Source organism: Kingella oralis, from assembly GCF_014054985.1.
In the GTDB taxonomy this organism is placed as follows: domain Bacteria; phylum Pseudomonadota; class Gammaproteobacteria; order Burkholderiales; family Neisseriaceae; genus Kingella_B; species Kingella_B oralis.
In genome coordinates this window covers 2,110,348-2,130,308 of record NZ_CP059569.1, presented here as the reverse complement: position 1 = coordinate 2,130,308, position 19,961 = coordinate 2,110,348, and the positions used below count along the sequence as shown (strand labels likewise).

Below are 19,961 nucleotides of genomic sequence, written 5' to 3'. Positions count from 1 at the left end.
TCGGATTTCCCCACACAGGAGAAATCCGATTTTCTATTTTCAGGCTGCCTTAAACTAAACAGCCCAAGTTAATTAACCCTTACGAGCAGCGGTTACTTCAGCAGCTACGTTAGCAGGTGCTTCGGCGTATTTTGCAAACTCCATAGAGTAGGTAGCGCGACCTTGTGTAGCAGAACGTAAGTCGGTTGAGTAACCGAACATTTCAGCCAAAGGCACTTCGGCGCGTACTTTTTTGCCGCCGATGCCGTCGTCGTCCATGCCCAACACGATGCCGCGGCGGCGGTTCAAGTCGCCCATCACGTCGCCCATGTAGTCTTCGGGTGTTTCCACCTCAACCGCCATAATGGGTTCAAGCAACACAGGCGATGCTTTGCGCATACCTTCTTTAAACGCTTGCGAAGCGGCCAATTCAAACGCCAGTTGCGAAGAGTCCACATCGTGGTAAGAACCGAATACCAAGCGGATACGCACGTCCACCACAGGGAAGCCTGCCACCACGCCGTTTGGCAGGGTGTCGCGGATACCTTTATCCACAGAGGGGATGAATTCGCGCGGAATCACACCGCCTTTAATCTCGTCGATAAATTCGTAGCCTGCGCCGCCTGGTTCCATCGGTTCCATTTTGATGACAACGTGGCCGTATTGACCTTTACCGCCTGATTGTTTCGCGTGTTTGTATTCCGCTTCCACTTCTTTGCGGATGGTCTCACGGTAAGCCACTTGGGGCGCACCGATATTGGCTTCCACCGCAAATTCGCGTTTCATACGGTCCACAATAATCTCCAAGTGCAATTCGCCCATACCAGAGATAATGGTTTGACCTGATTCTTCATCAGTACGCACGCGGAAAGAAGGGTCTTCTTTTGCCAAACGGTTCAAAGCGATACCCATTTTTTCTTGGTCGGCTTTGGTTTTTGGCTCAACGGCAACGTGAATCACAGGCTCAGGGAATTCCATGCGTTCCAAGATAATGGGCGCATCTTCGGCGCACAAAGTTTCGCCTGTGGTAACGTCTTTCAAGCCGATAGCCGCAGCGATGTCGCCTGCGCGCACTTCTTCAATCTCATCGCGGTCGTTTGCCGTCATTTGCACCAAGCGACCAATACGTTCGCGTGTGCCTTTTACTGAGTTGACAACCGTATCGCCAGATTTCAAAACGCCTGAATACACGCGGATAAAGGTTAAGTTACCCACATATTTGTCATTCATCATTTTGAATGCCAATGCGGAGAATTTCTCTTCATCGCTGGCTTGGCGCGTGGCTTTGTCGCCGTTAGGCAATTCGCCTGCCACAGGAGGAATGTCGGTAGGTGCAGGTAGCAGTTCTACCACCGCGTCCAACATACGTTGCACACCTTTGTTTTTGAACGCAGAACCGCACAGCATAGGTTGAATTTCGCCGTTCAAAGTGCGGGTACGCAATGCGCCAATAATTTCAGCTTCGGTCAGCTCTTCGCCGCCCAAATATTTATCCATCAGCTCTTCGTTGGCTTCGGCGGCGGCTTCAATCATGTTTTGACGCCATTCTTCGGCGGCTTCCACCAAATCAGCAGGGATGTCGCCGTAAGTAAAGGTTACGCCTTTGTCTTCTTCGTTCCAAATGATGGCTTTCATTTTCAACAAATCCACCACGCCTTCAAACGCGTCTTCTGCGCCCACGGGAATCACGATAGGCACAGGGTTAGCGCGCAGACGGGTTTTCATTTGTTCTACCACGCGGAAGAAGTTGGCACCTTGGCGGTCCATTTTGTTTACAAATGCCAAGCGGGGCACTTTGTATTTGTTGGCTTGGCGCCATACGGTTTCGGATTGGGGTTGCACGCCACCCACCGCGCAATAAACCATTACTGCGCCGTCCAACACACGCATAGAACGTTCTACCTCAACGGTGAAGTCCACGTGTCCCGGGGTGTCGATGATGTTAAAGCGGTGTTCCGGGAACTGTTTCGCCATACCTTTCCAGTATGAGGTTACTGCCGCAGAAGTAATGGTGATACCGCGTTCTTGTTCTTGTTCCATCCAGTCGGTGGTGGCCGCGCCGTCATGCACTTCGCCCAGTTTGTGGGTCAGGCCGGTGTAGAACAAAATACGTTCGGTAGTGGTGGTTTTGCCCGCGTCGATGTGGGCGGAAATACCGATGTTGCGGTACAGGTTAATAGGGGTTTTACGAGCCATTTTTTTATCCTCTCGATATTAGAAACGGAAGTGAGAGAACGCTTTGTTGGCTTCTGCCATGCGGTGTACTTCTTCGCGTTTTTTCATTGCGCCGCCGCGGCCTTCGGCTGCGTCAATTAATTCGCCAGCAAGGCGCAAATCCATAGATTTTTCGCCACGTTTGCGGGCGGCATCGCGCACCCAACGCATTGCCAATGCCAAACGACGTGCAGGGCGCACTTCAACAGGAACTTGGTAGTTGGCACCACCTACGCGGCGGCTTTTCACTTCTACAAGCGGTTTGGCGTTGTTAATGGCTTCGTTGAATACTTCAATCGCTTCTTTGCCTTGTACTTTTTTGGCAATTTGTTCCAATGCGCCGTATACGATGCGTTCTGCAACGGCTTTTTTGCCGTCAATCATCAATACGTTCATGAATTTGGACAATTCTACGCTGCCGAATTTTGGATCAGGCAGAATCTCGCGCTTGGGGACTTCTCTACGTCTTGGCATTTTAATTCCTTAATGTCTATTCAGTTGGGGCATTCCCATGAATGCTCATACGGGGCATTCACTTACTCGGCGGCTGTTTTCAGGCTGCCGATGTGCCAGAGGGTTTAACAAATTATTTAGGGCGTTTTGCACCGTATTTAGAACGAGCTTGTTTACGGTCTTTCACGCCTGCGGTATCCAAAGAACCACGAACGGTGTGGTAACGCACACCTGGCAAGTCTTTTACACGACCGCCGCGAATCAGCACCACGCTGTGTTCTTGCAAGTTATGACCTTCACCGCCGATGTATGAAATCACTTCAAAACCGTTGGTTAGGCGCACTTTGCAGACTTTACGCAAGGCTGAGTTTGGTTTTTTTGGAGTTGTGGTGTAAACACGGGTGCATACGCCGCGTTTTTGCGGGCAGGCTTCCAGTGCGGGAACTTTGTTCACATAAACAGGTTTTTGACGACCTTTGCGAACTAATTGGTTGATAGTTGGCATATTTTTCTTTTCCTGTTGAATAAAAATATCTTGCTAGCACCATGCCAGCAAGCCGAGCATTATAGTATTTTTGCAAGATGTTGGTCAATAAGGGATTTTGGGGCAGCCTGAAAATGGGATGGGCAGGTTTCAGGCTGCATTTGATGCGTTGGCTTGCACATGTTGTTCAATCGCGTCGGCGATGCGTTGGCTTGCGCCGCGATGTTGGGCAAGGTAGGCGGCGGTTTTGGCGGTTTGTTGCGCGTAGATTTCAGGCTGCGCGAGTTGCCGGGTTACGGTTTGGACAAGCTCGGCTGCGCTGTGGATTTGCTGGGCGACGCCTGTGGCAAGGGCTTCTTGGCAGGCAGCCTGAAAATTGTAAATGGACGGGCCGAACAGCACGGGTTTGCCGCATTGCAAGGGTTCGATGATGTTTTGGCAGCCGGTGTCTACAAGGCTGCCGCCGATGAAGACGATGTCGGCAGCCTGAAAATAGGCATACATTTCGCCCATGCTGTCGCCTATCCACACTTGGGTGTCGGGGCGGACGGGGGCGTTGTCGCTGCGTTTTTGGGTGTTGAAACCGCGTTGCCGGGCGAGCTCGTAGGCAGCCTGAAAACGCTCGGGGTGGCGCGGGATGAGCACGAGCAGGGTGTCGGCGTGCGGTTGCCATGCGTTGAGGATGAGTTCGGCTTCGTCTTGCCCATCTTTTTCGCGCAGGCTGGCGGCGAGGAACACGCGGCGGTTGCCGATTTTTTGGCGGAATTGGGCGACGAGTTCGCGGGATTGGGGCGGGATGGGGATGTCGTATTTGGTGTTGCCGCAGACGATGGGGGCGGGCGCGCCAAGCTGTTGCAGGCGTTCGGCATCGGCGGGGGTTTGGGCGCAGATGGCGGTGAGCTGGCGCAGGGCGGGACGGATGAGACCGGGGATTTTTTGGTAGCTGCGTTGGGATTTTTCGGATAAACGGGCGTTGGCAAGGAATAGCGGAATGCGCTGGTTGAAGCAGCCTGAAATCAGGTTTGCCCACAGTTCGGTTTCCATAAGCACGCCAAATTGAGGGCGATGTTCACGCAAAAATTGTGCTACCCAATCGCGGCGGTCGTAGGGCAGATAGCGGCATTGGGCTTGCGGATAGAGTTGCATGGCGGTGGCGCGTCCTGTGGGCGTCATTTGGGTGAGCAAAAGCGGTGCATTGGGGAAGCGGCGTTGCAATTCGGCGATAAGCGGCTGCGCGGCGCGGGTTTCGCCAACGGAAACGGCGTGTATCCAGATGGGTTGTTGCACGGGATTGGGATGCGGCGCGCCGAAACGTTCGCCCCAGTGTTCCAGATAAGCGGGGTTTTTGCGGGCGCGTTTGCGCAGATAGTGGCGGATGAATGGGAGGGCGATGCGCCACAGGGCGTTGTAGAGAGCGGGGAGCAGCATGTTTAATACGGTAAACAAAAAATTCAGGCTGCCTATTTTAGGTTAGGCAGCCTGAAAATACGATGAAGGATTAGTCAACCAAAGTGAGTTTGCCGTTCATGGTTGCGTAGTGGCCAGGGAATGAGCAGTAGTACTCGTATGCTTCGCCTTTTGCCAATTTAGATACGTCAAATGTTACGCTGTCTTGCTCGCCACCGCTCAGCAATTTGGTGTGCGCAATCACGCGCTCATCGCCAGCTTTAACGTAGTTATTTGCTTCGCCAGCAGTTTGACCATCAGCCAATATGCCGTCTTTGTCGGCAGATTTGGACACTACTACGTTATGACCCATTGCTGATTTAGGCATTTTGCCTTCGTGTTTCAGGGTGATTTTGTATTGTTTGCAGCTTGATTTTACTTGGATTTCTTTGGGGTCAAATTTCATTGCGTCGTCGCTTACGATAACGGCTTCGCATTCGCCACCAGCGGCTGCGGGAGCGGCAGCTGCGGTTGAAGCAGCGGCAGGCGCAGCTCCTGATGCGGCAGTAGGAGCAGAAGCAGCAGGAGCAGAAGCAGCTTCAGATGCGGCAGCCATAGAAGCGGCTGCGGTTTCAGATGCGGCGGCAGTGGCAGCAGGAGAGGCTGATTCAGCAGGTTGCGCAGGTTTGTTATCGCCACAAGCGGTAAGCGTTAATGCTGCGGCTGCGATGAGACCTAGATAGATTTTCATAAGGGGCTGTACTAGATAAGCAGTCATGTTAGACTGCAAAAATGAAGATAACCCATTGTAAACTAAAAAAGAGTATACGAAAAAAGTTGCTCCAATTTTTTGTACTTGAAGTAACCGCCCGTTCGGCTGCTGATTTGTTGGGCATTCACCCCAATTCAGCAGCACTGTTCTACCGCAAAATCCGCGAAGTCATCAGCTACTATCTTTCATTGGAAGCCAATACAGTTTTTGATGGTACGGTTGAGCTAGATGAGAGTTACTTCGGCGGACATCGCAAAGGCAAACGCGGACGCGGAGCAGCAGGAAAAGTAGCTGTCTTTGGTATTCTTAAGCGTGGTGGTAAAGTTTATACCGTAGTAGTGAAGAATGCCAAAAGAGAAACCTTAATGCCTGTTATCACAAAGAAAATCATGCCTGATAGTATTGTTTATACCGATTGTTTGAGCAGCTATGATGTGTTGGATGTAAGTGGTTTTACCCACCACCGTATTAACCACAGCAAACTGTTTGCTGACAAACAAAACCACATCAACGGCATTGAAAATTTTTGGAATCAGGCGAAACGTGTTCTGCGTAAATACAATGGAATTGACCGTAAATCTTTCCCATTATTCTTGAAAGAATGCGAGTTTCGTTTTAACTTTGGCACACCGTCTGAACAGCTTAAAGTGCTGCGCAGATGGTGTGGTATTTAGGGCTTATCTAGTACAGCCCCTTTCATAATGAGTCTTCCCTTAAAGTTTGATGATATTTAAGTTTGTTTTTGATTTAGAACAAACTTGCGTTTAACAAGGGGGCGATTATGCCCCCAGTTAAGGGGATTTTGTTTGATTTAAGTCAAGTTTTTCGTTAATTATTGTTAGTATTGCGGTTGTTTTTGACCAAATTTTGCAGCGCGGCAGCTAGTTTGGGGTGGTGGGCAACTTTTTCGGCGGTTTGTTCGAAGCTGTTTAGGGCGCGCTCGCTCAGGTGGAAATTTTTGCTTTTGGCGGCGGCGGGGTTGTGCGGGCGCGTTTTGATTTGGATGCGGGCGATGCCGGGGTCAAGCTCTTGCAACTGCGGCAACAGGTTGGGCAGCAGCATTTTGAGACGGGTCGCCGCCATGGGCGCGCTCACGTGGATAATCAACGCGCCCTCTTCAATGCACGCCACGCGAAAATGCGGATGCAGGTTGGCGGGCAGCAGGCGTTTGGCGGCGGCGTCCAGCTGTTGCCAGTAGCGCGAGCGGTGCAGGAGGTTGGCAAGGGGGGAGTTGGCGGGGATAAGGGGGGCAAATTGCATGTGGTTTGGGTTGGGATTGCGCCGAACGGGTTTTCAGGCTGCCTAGTCGCTTAGCGCGGGTTGGCTTTTGCGCAGTTCTTCCAATTCGTCCAGCAGGCGCATGATGAGCGCGGTAGCGGGGATGCTGGCTTCAAAGTCGCGGCCGATGCGTGCGGCGCGGCGGATGCGGGCCAATTGGAAACCGCTGTATTCCGAATGTTCAGGCTGCCCTTGCACCACAATTACTTCTTCTTCTATCAGCCCGAGCAACCATTCGCGTTGGCAGCCGCCTGCGGCCAGGGTTTGTTCAAAATTTAAAAAAATGTCGGTTTCGTGTTGCATGGCGGTTGTCCTTTAATGTGCGGATTGGGCATAGTGGTCGGCGAGTTGCTGCCACAGGGCGCGGTCGGCTTCGCTGTTGGCTTCGGGCACGGCGATGTGGATGACGAGATACAAGTCGCCCGCTTCTTTGGCGGGGATGCCTTGCCCTTTCAGGCGGATGGTTTTGCCGTTGTGGCTGTTGGCAGGCAGGGTAACTTGCAGGCGTCCTGATGCGGTGGCGACGGTGATTTTGCCGCCCAACACGGCTTGCCACGGCATCACGCTGATGGTTTGGTATACGTCTTTGCGGTTTTTGACGTATAAGTCGGGGCGGGCGTGGAAGCGGATTTTTAAGTATAAATCGCCGTTCGCGCCGCCGTTGTAGCCCGCCAAGCCTTGCCCGGCAAGGCGGATTTGCTGCCCTTCGGCGATGCCTTTGGGGATTTTGACGTTGAGGGTTTTTTGCTGCACGGTGGGGCGGCCTGCGGCATCCAGCGCGGGGACGTTCAGCGTGAGCGTGCGTTCTGCGCCTGCGTAGGAGGCGTAAATGTCAATCGCCAACTCGGCGTGTTGGTCTTCGCCGCGTTGCGGCTCTTGCGGGCGGCGGGCGTGCGCTTGCTGCCGGGCAAAGGCGGAAAACAGGTCTTCAAACTGGAAATCGTCTGCGCCAAACGGTGCGCCGCCTGTGTATTCGTAGCGGAAGCCCTGCTCGCCAAAATGATTTTCGCCAAACGGATTGCCGCCGCCCGCTGCGCCTTGGAACGGGTTGCCGCGTGGTTGGGCAAGCTCGGCATCGTATTGGGCGCGTTTTTCGGGGTTGGACAGGGTTTCGTAGGCAAGGTTGATTTCGGTGGTGCGCTCCGCCGCGTCGGGCTCTTTGCTCACATCGGGGTGGTATTTGCGCACCAGCTTGCGGTAGGCTTTTTTGATGGTTTCATCGTCGGCGGTTTTTTCTACGCCTAAAATTTCATAATAGTTTTTTGCCATGATGGTCTCTGGGATGGGTTTTCAGGCTGCCCATTGGTGTTGCGACAGCATTGAGGCAGCCTGAAACGAAGTTCAGCGGAGCTAAAACGGGTTGCGCGGTTGGATGGCTTGCGTGTTACTCGGGGCGCATCTGCGGAAACAAAATCACATCGCGGATGGTCTGCGTATCGGTCAGCAGCATCACCAAACGGTCGATGCCGATGCCGCAGCCGCCGGTGGGGGGCAGGCCGTATTCCATGGCGCGGATGTAGTCGGCATCGTAGTGCATGGCTTCGTCGTCGCCCGCGTCTTTTTGCGCCACTTGCGCTTTGAAGCGGGCGGCTTGGTCTTCGGGGTCGTTCAACTCGGAATAGCCGTTTGCCAGCTCGCGGCCCACCACAAACAATTCAAAGCGCTCGGTCAAACCTGCTTGGCTGTCGGATGCGCGCGCCAAGGGCGACACTTCTACGGGGTAATCCACAATAAACGTAGGATTCCACAGCTTGCTCTCGGCGCAGCCTTCAAACAGCGCCAGTTGCAGGCTGCCCAGCCCCGCTGCGTGTGGCAGGCTTTCGCCGTGTTTCACGATTTCTTTTTTCAGCCATTCGGCATCGTTGAGCTGTTCGTCGGTGTAGTGCGGGTTGTATTTTTTGATGGCTTGCAAAATGGTGAGGCGCTCGAACGGGCTTTCCAAATCCACTTCTTTGCCGTTGTATTCGATTTTCAGGCTGCCTGAAACGCTGCGGCAGGCGGCGCGGATGGTGTCTTCCGCCATTTGCATCATGCGGTTGTAGTCGCAGAAGGCTTCGTAGAACTCAATCATGGTGAATTCGGGGTTGTGGCGCACCGACATGCCTTCGTTGCGGAAGCTGCGGTTGATTTCAAACACGCGCTCCAAGCCGCCGACCACCAGCCGTTTTAAATACAACTCGGGCGCGATGCGCAGGTAAAGCGGGATGTCCAGCGCATTGTGGTGGGTAACGAAGGGCTTGGCCGTTGCACCGCCGGGGATGGGGTGCATCATCGGCGTTTCCACTTCAAGGTATTGCTCGGAAACCATAAAATTGCGCACGGCTTGGATGATTTTGCTGCGTTTGATAAACACGTCGCGGCTGTCGGCGTTGGCGATTAAGTCCACATAACGCTGGCGGTATTTGGTTTCTTGGTCGCTCAAACCTTTATGTTTATCGGGCAGCGGACGCAGCGATTTGGACAGCAGGCGGATTTGCGACACGCGCACGGTTAATTCGCCGTGGTTGGTTTTGAAGAGCACGCCTTCGGCGCCGATGATGTCGCCCATGTCCCAATGGTTGAACGCGTCCAGCACTTCTTGGCTTACGCCTTTGTTGTTCAGATAAAGTTGGATTTGCCCGGTGGCGTCCTGCACGGTGGCGAAACTGGCTTTGCCCATTTGGCGTTTGAGCATCATGCGCCCCGCGATTTTTACGGGCACGGCTTGCGGGTCCAGCTCTTCTTTGCTCATTTCGCCGTATTGTGCGTGCAAATCGGCGGCGAATGCGTCGCGGCGGAAATCGTTGGGGAAGGCGATGCCTTGTTGGCGGATTTCGTTCAGTTTTTCGCGGCGCAGGGCGATGATTTGGTTTTCGTCTAATTGCGGGATTTCGGGGGTTTGGGTTTGGTCGGTCATAATGGCTTCCGGTAAAAAAGGGTTTGGCCGCATGGGCAGCCTGAAAATATCCATAAATAGCAAGCCGCGCATTTTACGCGGATTTACGTTTGCCCTGAATAACCACGCGCGAAATTTTTGCAATCGGGCGTTTTTTTGCTTGTTTGCCGGATGGATACGCCGCCATTTGCCGTCGTAGGCAGCGCCGCCGTGTGTTAAAATTGCGTTGGAAAATAAAGATGCTGCGGTCGTGAAACGATACGCGCCGATGCAGGAATGGATTTTAAGGAAACACCGCTGCGCATAACCAAAAAGAGGATTGCTTTCCCATGCTGAACCTATTGATTACCCCCGATTTCCCCCCCGAATTTTTTGCCCACTGGCACATGTTTAACACGCAGTTGCAACGCGCACTGGATACCGCCATCCGCCTGCAAACGCCCACGGGCTACCGCGAGCAGCAAGATTTGCTAGACAGCGAAACGGTTGCGCTGGTGTATGCCAACCCGTTTGACGCGGGCAGCCTGATGCGCGACAAGGGCTACATCCCGCTTGCCAAGCCCGATTTGCCCAGCGATCAAGTGTTGGTGGTGGCGAATGCACAAAGCGCGTTTGCCACATTGGGCGATTTGCCTGCCGATAGCCGCGTGCTGGTTACCGCCAATTGCGACATCGAACGTATCGGCTTGGACGTGTTGCAAGGCACGGAGATTACGGCGGATACGGTGCAATGGCTGCACGCGCGCACGTTCACAGAATTGGCGCGGCGGCTGATGGCAAACGAAGCCGAAATCGGCTTGTTCCTTGCCAGCTCGTTCCGCAGCTTGAACGCGGGCACGCAGGGCAGCCTGAAAATCCTGTTTGAAACGGAATTTGAAGATTTCGGGCACGTTATGCTGCTGCATCCCGATTTTGCCGACCAAGCCGACAAGCTGCGCGCGGCATTGCTGAATATGGCGCAAGCGCCCGTGAGCCGAATGACGCTGGAAGATTTGGGCATGGCGAAAGGGTTTGTGGCAGCGGGCGGCGCAGGCGACGGCAAGCGGGATGACGGCGAGGTGCAGGACGGGCAAGCCGAAGCGGAAACCGTCGTCGAGCATCAAACGGCGGACATGGCGCAAGCTGCATCAACAGCCGAAGCTGAGCAAACAACGGCAGCCGAAGGGCAGCCTGAAAACGGTTAAAGGAAACCATGCGCGAGCATGGGCATCGCCCGCCCTGTTTTCAGGCTGCCACTGCCGCACCAACCCGCCCCGTCCCCAAGGCAGCCTGAAACTCGTTTTGCCAATGGTGCGAATTTTCGCTAAACTCGCCCCGTTTTTATTTTTGCAACCACACAATGAACGAACCCGAGCAGAGATGCGGCAACCCTCGCCGCCACTGCACAACATAGCCCACAAGGCAGCCTGAAAACGTATTGGAAACGCCGCTTAGCTTTGCTCAAACGCGCTTTATCCGTTTTCAGGCTGCCTTTTGCGGTTTATCGCTTGGGCGGGCGGCGCGCGCCTTATCGCAGGCAGCCTGAAACCGCTATCAACCCCATTCGTTCCCACCCAAAGGATTCACGCCACAATGGACATCAGTTGGCTCGCCGAGCCGCAAACATGGATAGGTTTCGCCACGCTGCTTATATTGGAAGTGGTGCTGGGCATTGATAATTTGGTTTTCGTTGCCATCCTAGCGGGCAAAGTAAAACCCGTGCTGCGCGACAAAGCCCGCATCGTGGGGCTGGCGCTTGCCGTTGTCATCCGCATCATCATGCTGGGCTTTATGGCGCACATCATCACGCTCACTCAGCCCCTGTTTCACTTTGGCGCGCACAGCGTGTCGGGCAAAGATTTAATCATGCTGTGTGGCGGCATTTTTCTGCTCTACAAAGCCACCACTGAGCTACACGAGCGGCTAGAAGGCGAAAACCATTTCCAAGTTGCCGACACGCACAAAAAACACGCCGCCTTTTGGAGCGTGGTGGCGCAGATTGTGGTGCTGGATGCCGTGTTTTCCATAGACAGCGTGATTACCGCCGTGGCGATGGTGGAACACATCATCGTAGCGATGGCGGCGGTTGCCGTTGCCATGACCGTGATGATAACCGCCAGCAAAGTGCTGACCAATTTTGTGGACAAGCATCCCACCGTGGTGATGCTGTGCCTAGGCTTTTTGCTGATGATAGGCTTTAGCCTGATTGCCGAAGCCTTCCATTTCCACATCCCCAAAGGCTATCTCTACGCTGCTATCGGCTTCTCCATCCTGATAGAAGTGTTTAACCAAGTGTCGCAAAAAAATACCAAGAAAAACGACTACGCAGGCAGCTCATGGCGACAACGCACCGCCGAAAACGTGCTGGGCATGATGGGCATCCGCGAAACGCTGCTGAGCAAAGATGGCAGCGACAACGGCGACAGCGAGCATTTTGAAGACAACGAAAAATCCATGATTCGCAGCGTGCTCACACTTGCCGAGCGCCCCATTTTTGGCGTGATGATTCCGCGCAGCGACATTGAACGGCTGGATATTTCGCAAAGCAAAGACGAGCAAAAAGCCAAGCTGATTGAATGCCCCTATTCGCGGCTGTTGGTGGTGGGCAAAGCAGGCGTGGACGAACCCTTGGGCTACATCAACAAAAAAGACCTGCTCGCGCAAATCTTGGAAACAGGCGAAACCCACATTCATGCTGCCTTAAAGCAACCGCTGATGCTGCCTGAAAGCGCGACCGCGCTGCAAGCCATTGAGCTGTTTCGCAAACACAGCGCGGATTATGCCTTGGTGGTGGACGAATTTGGCGCGGTGCTGGGCATGGTTACCATGAAAGATTTGCTGGAAACCATCGCAGGCGAGTTCCCCGAAGAATTTGAGCGCGAAGAAGAACCCAGCGTGCAAGAAAACACCGACGACAGCTTAACCGTGGACGGCGCGTTGGAATATGTGGAACTTGCCCCACAGCTGAATCTGCCGCCACCCGCCGAAGATGCCGATTTCCACACCGTGGCCGGCTTGATTATGGAGCAAATGCAAGACCTGCCCGAAGTGGGCGACAGCATCCAGTTTCACGGCTGGCAGTTTGAAGTCTTGGAAAAAGACGGGCACCGCGTGGAGCGGGTGAAAATCAGCCGCATCCCTGATGAAGAATAGGCAGCCTGAAAATAAGAAAACCGTTTGGTGTATGCCAAACGGTTTTTTGCCGGATGGATTGGCTTTCAGGCTGCCGAATATCCCGCCCGATAAGGCAGTCTGAAAACGAGCGCAGCGCAACCAACGCTTCCGATACGTTTTCAGGCTGCCTTTACCCACCCCCAAGGCAGCCTGAAAACTATTGCTCAACCCCAACCCGCTTCAACACAGCCATCATCCCATAACACACAAGCGCAGGAACACGGCTTGCCGGCAAGCCGTAGCCGCGCGGGAGCCGTTTCAGGCTGCCCCCTGTCCCGCCAGCGTTGAGGCAGCCTGAAAAACCATAAACGCCATCACGCCCGTCCGCCAACAAACCCAAAGGCAGCCTGAAAACCGGTTTCCCCGTTTTCAGGCTGCCTTATAGCTGCGCCAAGCGCGCATCAAATCACATCTTGTTTCACTTGCGCGCTGTCCGCTTCCGCGTGGTTGAGCAACGCGCTCAGGTTGCGCCAATAATCGTTGTCCAAGCCCAGCACCATCACGCCCGGTTCCTTGGCAAAGGGCGAGGCATCATGCCAAGCCACTTGGCGGAACAGCGATTCCGCCGTCATCGCCTCTTGCAGCGATTTCAGGCTCACATAAACATGGCTGGCATTGCTAACCAGCGCAGGCTCAGGCAGTGTCAATTCGTTCTGCGCCAAATTGATGGCGGGTTGAACGGCTTGCGGCGCGGGTTCGTCGTTGGCGGCCACATTTATTTTGTCGCCCGCCGTTAACGCTTCAATGCGCACGTTGGTTGAACCTTGCTGGATAAAGCCCAGCGCCTTCGCCGCGCCTTTGGATAAGTCCAACACGCGCTTGCCGTGGAACGGGCCACGGTCGTTGATGCGCACCACAATCGTTTTGCCGTTGGCCAGATTGGTTACCCGCGCATAGCTGGGAATAGGCAGGGTGCGGTGGGCGGCGGTGAGGGCATTCATGTCAAACCGCTCGCCGCTGGAAGTTTTTTTGCCGTGAAAGCCGGGGCCGTACCATGAAGCGCGCCCTGTTTGGCTAAAATTTTTCTCTACGCTTTTTCTTGGGTAGTAGCGTTTGCCCGCCACCTTGTAGCTTAAATTGGCGGTGGAATGCAAAGCCTCCGCTTTAACCGTTTGAGCCGGCTCGCGCCCCGCGTGGGCGGATTGCTCCGTGCGCGTGGTGGAGCAGCCTGCCGCCAGTAATACAAAAACGCCCGTTAAAAGAGTATGTTGAATTTTAGTCAAAATGTGTTCCAGTTCTTGAGTTGAAGATATTTGCAAGCCTAAACAGATACCGCTTTTATGTTGGAATGAGCGCGTAGCCGTTTTGGGTTCTTATGAACCGCCTGCGTAGCCCAGTTGTCGCCATGCTTCAAACACCGTAATCGCCACGGTATTGGATAAATTCATGCTGCGATTGTTCGGCATCATGGGGAAACGAATTTTCTGATTTTCAGGCAGCGTGTCCAACACCGTAGCGGGCAAGCCGCGCGTTTCGGGGCCGAACAAAAACACATCGCCCGCCTGAAAAGCCACGCTATCGGGGCGGTTTTTGCCCTTGGTGGTGAGCGCGAAAATGCGTTTGCCTTGGAGCGTGTCCAAACATTCGGCAAGGTTTTCATGCACAATCAGCGTGGAAAATTCGTGGTAATCCAAACCCGCGCGCTTCATTTTCGCGCTGTCCAGTGGAAACCCCAGCGGCTTGATTAACCGCAATTCGCAGCCGGTGTTGGCGCAAAGGCGGATAATGTTGCCCGTGTTGGGCGGGATTTCGGGTTCAAACAATACAACGGTAAACATCGTTTAGCCCTAATTTGTTGATTATAAACAATCTTTACAAAACTTGCGCCGTTGCAAGCCGTGCAATATGCGCCTTTTTGCAACAGTAAGTCAAATCTTTTTTCACTTGTTACACGCGACTACACAGGCGAAAACTTCGGCAGCCCCCGCTAAAAGCAGGGCGCGGGATAATTCGGCGATGCTGGAATGCGTGGTGCTAACATCATCAATTATCACAACTTTACAGTTCTTAACGTTCTCGCGCACGCGAAAGGCATCGCGTATGTTGCGGGCGCGCTCTGCGGCGGAAAGGGTGGATTGCGGCGGTTTGGGCGCGCGGTGCACGGAATCGGGCGGCAAAAGGGGGATTTTGTAGCGTTGTGTAACGGTTCGGGCGAGGCTGTCGCATTGGTTGAAGCCGCGTTGCAGGCGGCGTTCGCGGCTGATGGGCATGGCGAGCACGGCATCGAATGTTTGGTTGGCGAACCACGGCGGGGGATTTTCTTGGAGCAGCCATGCGAACACGGGGGTGAGGTGGCGGTTGCCGTGGTGTTTCCATGCGTGCAGCAGGGCGGGGATGGGGGCGGCGTATTCGGCGCACGCCCAAAAGGCGGAATAGGGCGGCGGATGGCGTTGGCAGTTGCCGCATAGGGCTTGGTGCAGGCTGGCTTCGCCGCAGCGCGGGCAAAGGTGGCGCGTATCGGGAAAGAGACGTCGCAGTTCGCTTTGGCAGGCGGGGCAGAGCGCGTTGTCTTGAATGTCGTGGCAGATGAGGCAGCTTTGGCTTGGGCGGAACATAGGGGTGCTTGGCGAGGGGCGTTGTAGGCAGCCTGAAAAGGGCAAAGGGTTGGATTGGGTTGCATCGGGCGGCAATGGCTAACCGGTTTTAGCTCCGCAACTCCGCTTCGCTACGCAGGCTGCCGCAGCGCGGATGGTTTCTTAATGGTTAAAACTACGTTCGCCAAACCGCGCTATTTTAAACGGGTAGTTATCCCTATAATGCGCCGTTTCAACATTCACACAGGAAGAAAGCTATGTTTACTCGTTTACAAAATTGGCAAGATGCGGCGTTGTGCTTGGTGCGCGCGGTTACGGGCTATATGTTTTTGCAACACGGTTTGGCGAAATTTTTCGAATTTCCCGTTTCCATGACGGATGGGCACGGCGCGGTGCCGCTGTTTTCGCTGTTTGGCGCGGGCGGCGTGTTGGAGCTGGCGGGCGGCGCGTTGCTGATTTTGGGCTTGTTTACCCGCCCCGTGGCGTTTTTGCTGTCGGGTCAAATGGCGGTGGCGTATTTCTTTATCCACGGCGGCAATGTGCTGCTGCCGATGACCAACGGCGGCGAATTGGCGGCGTTGTATTCGCTGATGTTCTTGCTGCTGGTGTTTACGGGCGGCGGTAAGTATGCGCTGGATAGCGTGCTGCGCAAAAGCTAAGATTGTTTTGCTTTTTCAGGCTGCCTGCAAGCAAGCCGGATAAGCGTTAAGCGACACGTTTTGCCGATGCGGTGGCAAAACGTGTTTTTGTTTTGGCACAAGCTCGCAAACCTGTTCTCAGGCAAAGATTTTTGCAAACCATGAGGCAGCCTGAAACCTTTGTAAAACCGACAACCGATGGCGCATCGGCGGCTCGTTGCCATGTCGGCAAACCAATTTGTAAGCCATCTGGCAGCGAGACGCCGCCGTTCCATTTTGGTTTTCAGGCTGCCTCAATGGCAATTAATCCCTATATTCATCAGGCGCTGCGCCAAAGCGGTTGTCGCCCGCCGTGCCTTTGAAGCAGAGCAGGGCAAACAGCGCCGCTTCGCCAATATAAGGGATAAAGCCCAGCAGCAGCCACCAGCCCGAGTAATCGGCATCGTGCAAACGGCGCACGGTAACGGCGCAAGTGGGCACAATGGTTGCCAGCGCGTAGAGCATCATCACATAAAACGGCAGCCCCGCCGCGCCCAAATCGCGCCAGCGGAAGTTGTCGCCCGGTTCGTTGGGCAACGCCGCCACCAGCCACATCGCCAGCGCAAAAGGCAATGCCTATTTGCACCGGCGAAAACCGCCAATATTCCCTGCGCCCTGCGCGCCCGCTGAACACGGCGTATTGCTTTAACACGGCAAAATATTCGTCCATTTATCCCTCCTTGTGTTTCAGGCTGCCTTATTAGTATGAGGCAGCCTGAAAACGTTTTAACCGATAATCTTGTGCGCTATCAGCTCTTTTTTCAGATAAGCGTAGCACACGGGCGCAAGCACAATGCCGCCGATGCCAAACAAATGCTCAAACACAATCATCACCAGCAGCAGTTCAAACGCTTTAGCGTTCACTTGCTCGCCGATGATTTTCGCGTTCAAAAAATACTCGGCTTTGTGAATCACCACCAAAAATATCAGCGACACAATCCCCGCCGTGAGCGAATTGCCCAAGCTGATAATCACCACCGCCGTGTTGGAAATCAGATTGCCAATCACGGGGATTAAGCCCGCAAAAAACACCAGGCAGGTGAGCGTGGTTTTGAACGGCAGCGAAATGCCCGCCGCAGGCAGCGCCACAAACAAATACAGCACGGTGAGTAAAGTGTTCACGGTGGAAATTTTCACCTGCGCCACAAACACATCTTTAAACTAGGTTTTAAAGCCTACCAGCCGCTCCACCAGTGATGCCGACAAAAAGCCCGTGTATTGCGCCTGTTTGCTGTGCACCACATGGGTTTTAAGCATAATGCCCACAATAATGCCGATGATGATGTACACAAACGAGGTAACGCCTTTTTTGCCAGCCTGCATAATATTTGCGCTGTGGGCGGCGAAAAACGCGGAAATTTCCTCGCCGATGTTGATGCCTTCGGGCAGGTATTTGTCCGCGCCGTAGGACGCGAGAATCTGGGGCAGGCGGTGGTACATGGCTTCAAACTCGTCGATGTTGATTTTGGTGTAGCCCGCATACACCGCAATGCCCAGCATGGCGCACACCGCCAACACAATAGACAACGCCGAAATCAGATGAACGTGCTTGTGTTGCAGCCGCCCGCCCAACGCCTTGCCCAGCATCGTGTTCGCGCCTTCAATCAGGCAATACGTCATCAAAATGCTCACAAACAGCACCACAAAATGAAAATGCAACACGCCAAACAACACCAACACGGCAATCGCCAGCGAAATCAAAAAAGGCTTGCCTGTGTCGTTGCTTGCGGGGGTGGGGCTTGGGGGAATGGGGGGGGTTGTGGCTCATCTTGTTGCTCCGAAAAGAAAGGCGCAATCTTAACAGAAAGGGATGGAGCGGGGCATAAACGGCAGAGGCAGCCTGAAAACATGAAATACCGTTTTCAGGCTGCCTCAACCCTTGCAATCCACCCAATCTGCCCCATTTGATAAAACCTATTCTCAACCATCCCGAAAGCCCATCATGCAAAACAACACCCTGCTCAACCTGCAACACGAACCCGATTTCGCCGCCATCCGTGTGGACGACATCAAGCCCGCCATGCAAACCGTGATGGCAGAAGCCCGCGCCCAAATCGCCGCGATTAAACAGCAGCCTGAAAACGCCGCCAACTGGCTCAACACCGTTGAACCGCTCACCGATTTAACCGAGCGCGTAGGGCGCATTTGGGGCGTGGTGGCGCATTTGAATTCGGTGGTGGACACGCCCGAGTTGCGCGCCGTATATAACGAGCTGATGCCCGAAGTAACCGTGTTCTTCACCGAAATCGGGCAGGACATTGAACTCTACGCCCGCTTCAAAGCGATTAAACAATCGCCCGAATTTGCCCAATTAAGCCCCGCGCAGCAAACCAAATTGGCGCACGATTTGCGCGGTTTCGTGTTAAGCGGCGCAGAATTGCCTCCCGAGCAGCAGGCAGAACTAGCCGCCTTGCAAACCGAAGCCGCCCAGCTTTCCGCCCAATTTTCGCAAAACGTGTTGGACGCCACCGATGCCTTCGCGCTTTATTTTGAAGACGACAGCAGCCTGAAAGGCTTGCCCGAAGATGCGCTGGCGATGTTTCAGGCTGCCGCAGCCGCCGAGCAAAAAGCAGGCTACAAAATCGGCTTGCAAATGCCGCACTACATCGCCGTGATGCAATACGCCGACAACCGCGATTTGCGCGAACAGGTGTACCGCGCCTACGCCACCCGCGCCAGCGAATTCGGCAAACCCGAATGGGACAACACCGAAAACATCAACCGCTGCCTTGCCATCGCCCTGCAAGAAGCGCGTTTGCTCGGCTATCAAAATTACGCCGAATTGTCGCTAGTAACCAAAATGGCGGAAACGCCCGCACAAGTGCTCGCCTTCCTGCGCGATTTAGCCCAACGTGCCAAACCCTTTGCCGAGCGCGATTTAGCCGAAGTGCGCCAATATGCCGCCGAGCATTTAGGGCTGCCTGAAATCCAATCATGGGATTTGGCGTATGTCAGCGAAAAACTGCGCGAAGCCAAATACGCCTTTTCCGAAACCGAAGTGAAAAAATATTTCCCTGCCAGCAAAGTTTTGGCAGGCTTGTTCGCCCAAATTGAAGCCTTGTATGACGTGAAACTGCGCGAAAAAAGCGTGCCCGTTTGGCATGAAGACGTGCGCTATTTTGAGCTGGAAAAAGACGGCGCAATCATCGGCGCGGTGTATATGGATTTATACGCGCGCGAAGGCAAACGCGGCGGCGCATGGATGAACGATTACCGCGGGCGCAGACGCTATCTTTCAGGCAGCCTGAAAGGGCAAATCCAAACGCCCACCGCCTATTTGGTGTGCAATTTCACCCCGCCTGTGGCTGGCAAAGAAGCGCGGCTCAGCCACGACGAAATCATCACCCTGTTCCACGAAATGGGACACGGCTTGCACCACCTGCTCACTAAAATTAATGAATTGGGCGTGAGCGGCATCAACGGCGTGGAATGGGATGCGGTGGAACTGCCCAGCCAGTTTATGGAAAATTTCGTTTGGGAATACAAAGTTCTGCGCGAAATGTCCAGCCACGAAGACACGGGCGATCCGCTGCCCGAAAGCCTGTTTGCCAAAATGCTGGCGGCAAAAAACTTCCAGCGCGGGATGTTTTTGGTGCGCCAAATGGAATTCGCGCTGTTTGACATGCTGATTTACAGCCAAAGCGATGCAGGCAGCCTGAAAAACTGGGCTCAGGTGCTGGCGGATGTGCGCCGCGAAGTCGCCGTGGTGCAGCCGCCCGAATACAACCGCTTTGCCAACAGCTTCAGCCACATTTTCGCCGGTGGCTATTCCGCAGGCTATTACAGCTACGCATGGGCGGAAGTGTTGAGCGCCGATGCCTACGCTGCCTTTGAAGAAAGCGGCGACGTGCGCGCGATGGGCGCGAAGTTCTGGAACGAAATCATCAGCATGGGCGGCAGCCGCAGCGCGATGGAAAACTTCAAAGCCTTCCGCGGGCGCGAGCCGAGCATTGATGCCTTGCTGCGGCATAGTGGGTTTGTGGCGTAATTACGGATAAAAGGCAGCCTGAAAACGATATTTCCCGTTTCAGGCTGCCTATCGCCTACGCGCATAAACAATATTCCATTTAAATTAAATAAGATAGTATCCATACACGCCACGCCCTCTTGCCAACGCTTGACGGGATAACGCTGCCTCCCTATAATGCGCGTTTCT

The 19,961-nt window shown here is 54.2% G+C and carries 21 protein-coding genes; 6 read left to right on the top strand and 15 right to left on the bottom strand.

What is annotated here, in order from left to right:
• Positions 1–72 precede the first annotated feature (72 nt).
• The 5 genes from fusA to azu form a co-directional block, all read right to left on the bottom strand.
• The gene (gene fusA / locus H3L93_RS11385; protein WP_003796065.1) at positions 73–2,175 is read right to left on the bottom strand and encodes an elongation factor G; all 2,103 of its coding nucleotides are present in this window, start codon (positions 2,173–2,175) and stop codon (positions 73–75) included.
• 18 nt (positions 2,176–2,193) lie between these two features.
• Positions 2,194–2,667 carry a 30S ribosomal protein S7 gene (gene rpsG, locus H3L93_RS11380; protein WP_003796067.1) on the bottom strand — a complete coding sequence of 158 codons (474 nt, stop codon included), beginning with the start codon at positions 2,665–2,667 and terminating at the stop codon, positions 2,194–2,196.
• Positions 2,668–2,779: 112 nt separating this feature from the next.
• The gene (gene rpsL, locus H3L93_RS11375; RefSeq protein ID WP_002218431.1) at positions 2,780–3,151 is read right to left on the bottom strand and encodes a 30S ribosomal protein S12; all 372 of its coding nucleotides are present in this window, start codon (positions 3,149–3,151) and stop codon (positions 2,780–2,782) included.
• Positions 3,152–3,280: 129 nt separating this feature from the next.
• Positions 3,281–4,558, bottom strand: a complete 1,278-nt coding sequence (gene waaA / locus H3L93_RS11370; protein ID WP_040558614.1) for a lipid IV(A) 3-deoxy-D-manno-octulosonic acid transferase — start codon at positions 4,556–4,558, stop codon at positions 3,281–3,283.
• A 70-nt stretch (positions 4,559–4,628) separates the two neighbouring features.
• On the bottom strand, positions 4,629–5,267 hold the full coding sequence (gene azu, locus H3L93_RS11365; protein WP_040558616.1) for an azurin: 639 nt from the start codon (positions 5,265–5,267) through the stop codon (positions 4,629–4,631).
• Positions 5,268–5,308: 41 nt separating this feature from the next.
• Here azu and H3L93_RS11360 point away from each other — a divergent pair, with 41 nt between their 5' ends.
• Entirely contained in the window at positions 5,309–5,962 is a 654-nt protein-coding gene (locus tag H3L93_RS11360; protein ID WP_003793959.1) for an IS1595 family transposase, read from the top strand.
• A 154-nt stretch (positions 5,963–6,116) separates the two neighbouring features.
• Here H3L93_RS11360 and H3L93_RS11355 read toward each other — a convergent pair whose 3' ends face one another.
• The 4 genes from H3L93_RS11355 to lysS form a co-directional block, all read right to left on the bottom strand.
• On the bottom strand, positions 6,117–6,548 hold the full coding sequence (locus tag H3L93_RS11355) for a DciA family protein (protein ID WP_003798576.1): 432 nt from the start codon (positions 6,546–6,548) through the stop codon (positions 6,117–6,119).
• Between the two features lie 42 nt (positions 6,549–6,590).
• Complete coding sequence (locus H3L93_RS11350) at positions 6,591–6,869, bottom strand: chaperone modulator CbpM (protein WP_003798578.1); 279 nt, start codon at positions 6,867–6,869, stop codon at positions 6,591–6,593.
• A gap of 12 nt (positions 6,870–6,881) precedes the next feature.
• Positions 6,882–7,838, bottom strand: coding sequence for a DnaJ C-terminal domain-containing protein (locus H3L93_RS11345; RefSeq protein ID WP_155803234.1), 957 nt, complete (start codon positions 7,836–7,838; stop codon positions 6,882–6,884).
• 112 nt (positions 7,839–7,950) lie between these two features.
• A complete protein-coding gene (lysS, locus tag H3L93_RS11340) occupies positions 7,951–9,462 on the bottom strand; it encodes a lysine--tRNA ligase (protein ID WP_040559188.1) in 1,512 nt (503 codons plus the stop codon).
• Positions 9,463–9,770: 308 nt separating this feature from the next.
• Here lysS and H3L93_RS11335 point away from each other — a divergent pair, with 308 nt between their 5' ends.
• The 3 genes from H3L93_RS11335 (at position 9,771) to H3L93_RS11325 (ending at position 12,797) form a co-directional block, all read left to right on the top strand.
• Positions 9,771–10,625, top strand: coding sequence for a PhnD/SsuA/transferrin family substrate-binding protein (locus H3L93_RS11335; protein WP_003798584.1), 855 nt, complete (start codon positions 9,771–9,773; stop codon positions 10,623–10,625).
• Between the two features lie 388 nt (positions 10,626–11,013).
• Entirely contained in the window at positions 11,014–12,573 is a 1,560-nt protein-coding gene (locus tag H3L93_RS11330; RefSeq protein WP_003798588.1) for a TerC family protein, read from the top strand.
• Positions 12,574–12,626: 53 nt separating this feature from the next.
• Positions 12,627–12,797, top strand: coding sequence for a hypothetical protein (locus H3L93_RS11325; protein WP_155803235.1), 171 nt, complete (start codon positions 12,627–12,629; stop codon positions 12,795–12,797).
• Positions 12,798–12,995: 198 nt separating this feature from the next.
• On the opposite strand, the gene H3L93_RS11320 is transcribed toward H3L93_RS11325, so the two are convergent.
• From H3L93_RS11320 to H3L93_RS11310, 3 genes are all read right to left on the bottom strand, one after another.
• The gene (locus tag H3L93_RS11320; RefSeq protein ID WP_343062997.1) at positions 12,996–13,817 is read right to left on the bottom strand and encodes a septal ring lytic transglycosylase RlpA family protein; all 822 of its coding nucleotides are present in this window, start codon (positions 13,815–13,817) and stop codon (positions 12,996–12,998) included.
• A 90-nt stretch (positions 13,818–13,907) separates the two neighbouring features.
• On the bottom strand, positions 13,908–14,372 hold the full coding sequence (trmL, locus tag H3L93_RS11315) for a tRNA (uridine(34)/cytosine(34)/5-carboxymethylaminomethyluridine(34)-2'-O)-methyltransferase TrmL (RefSeq protein ID WP_003798596.1): 465 nt from the start codon (positions 14,370–14,372) through the stop codon (positions 13,908–13,910).
• Between the two features lie 102 nt (positions 14,373–14,474).
• Positions 14,475–15,149 carry a ComF family protein gene (locus H3L93_RS11310; RefSeq protein ID WP_040559163.1) on the bottom strand — a complete coding sequence of 225 codons (675 nt, stop codon included), beginning with the start codon at positions 15,147–15,149 and terminating at the stop codon, positions 14,475–14,477.
• A gap of 236 nt (positions 15,150–15,385) precedes the next feature.
• Here H3L93_RS11310 and H3L93_RS11305 point away from each other — a divergent pair, with 236 nt between their 5' ends.
• The gene (locus H3L93_RS11305; RefSeq protein ID WP_003798601.1) at positions 15,386–15,787 is read left to right on the top strand and encodes a DoxX family protein; all 402 of its coding nucleotides are present in this window, start codon (positions 15,386–15,388) and stop codon (positions 15,785–15,787) included.
• A gap of 282 nt (positions 15,788–16,069) precedes the next feature.
• Here H3L93_RS11305 and H3L93_RS11300 read toward each other — a convergent pair whose 3' ends face one another.
• The 3 genes from H3L93_RS11300 to H3L93_RS11290 all read right to left on the bottom strand — a co-directional run bounded on the left by H3L93_RS11300 (position 16,070) and on the right by H3L93_RS11290 (position 17,506).
• Complete coding sequence (locus tag H3L93_RS11300) at positions 16,070–16,378, bottom strand: DUF805 domain-containing protein (protein WP_050755601.1); 309 nt, start codon at positions 16,376–16,378, stop codon at positions 16,070–16,072.
• Between the two features lie 153 nt (positions 16,379–16,531).
• Positions 16,532–16,951 (bottom strand): AI-2E family transporter, encoded by a 420-nt coding sequence (locus H3L93_RS11295; RefSeq protein WP_169303490.1) that lies wholly within the window; start codon positions 16,949–16,951, stop codon positions 16,532–16,534.
• A gap of 15 nt (positions 16,952–16,966) precedes the next feature.
• The gene (locus H3L93_RS11290; RefSeq protein WP_003798611.1) at positions 16,967–17,506 is read right to left on the bottom strand and encodes a hypothetical protein; all 540 of its coding nucleotides are present in this window, start codon (positions 17,504–17,506) and stop codon (positions 16,967–16,969) included.
• A 241-nt stretch (positions 17,507–17,747) separates the two neighbouring features.
• Between H3L93_RS11290 and H3L93_RS11285 the strand changes: the two genes are divergently transcribed.
• On the top strand, positions 17,748–19,793 hold the full coding sequence (locus tag H3L93_RS11285) for a M3 family metallopeptidase (RefSeq protein ID WP_003798615.1): 2,046 nt from the start codon (positions 17,748–17,750) through the stop codon (positions 19,791–19,793).
• Positions 19,794–19,961 lie beyond the last annotated feature (168 nt).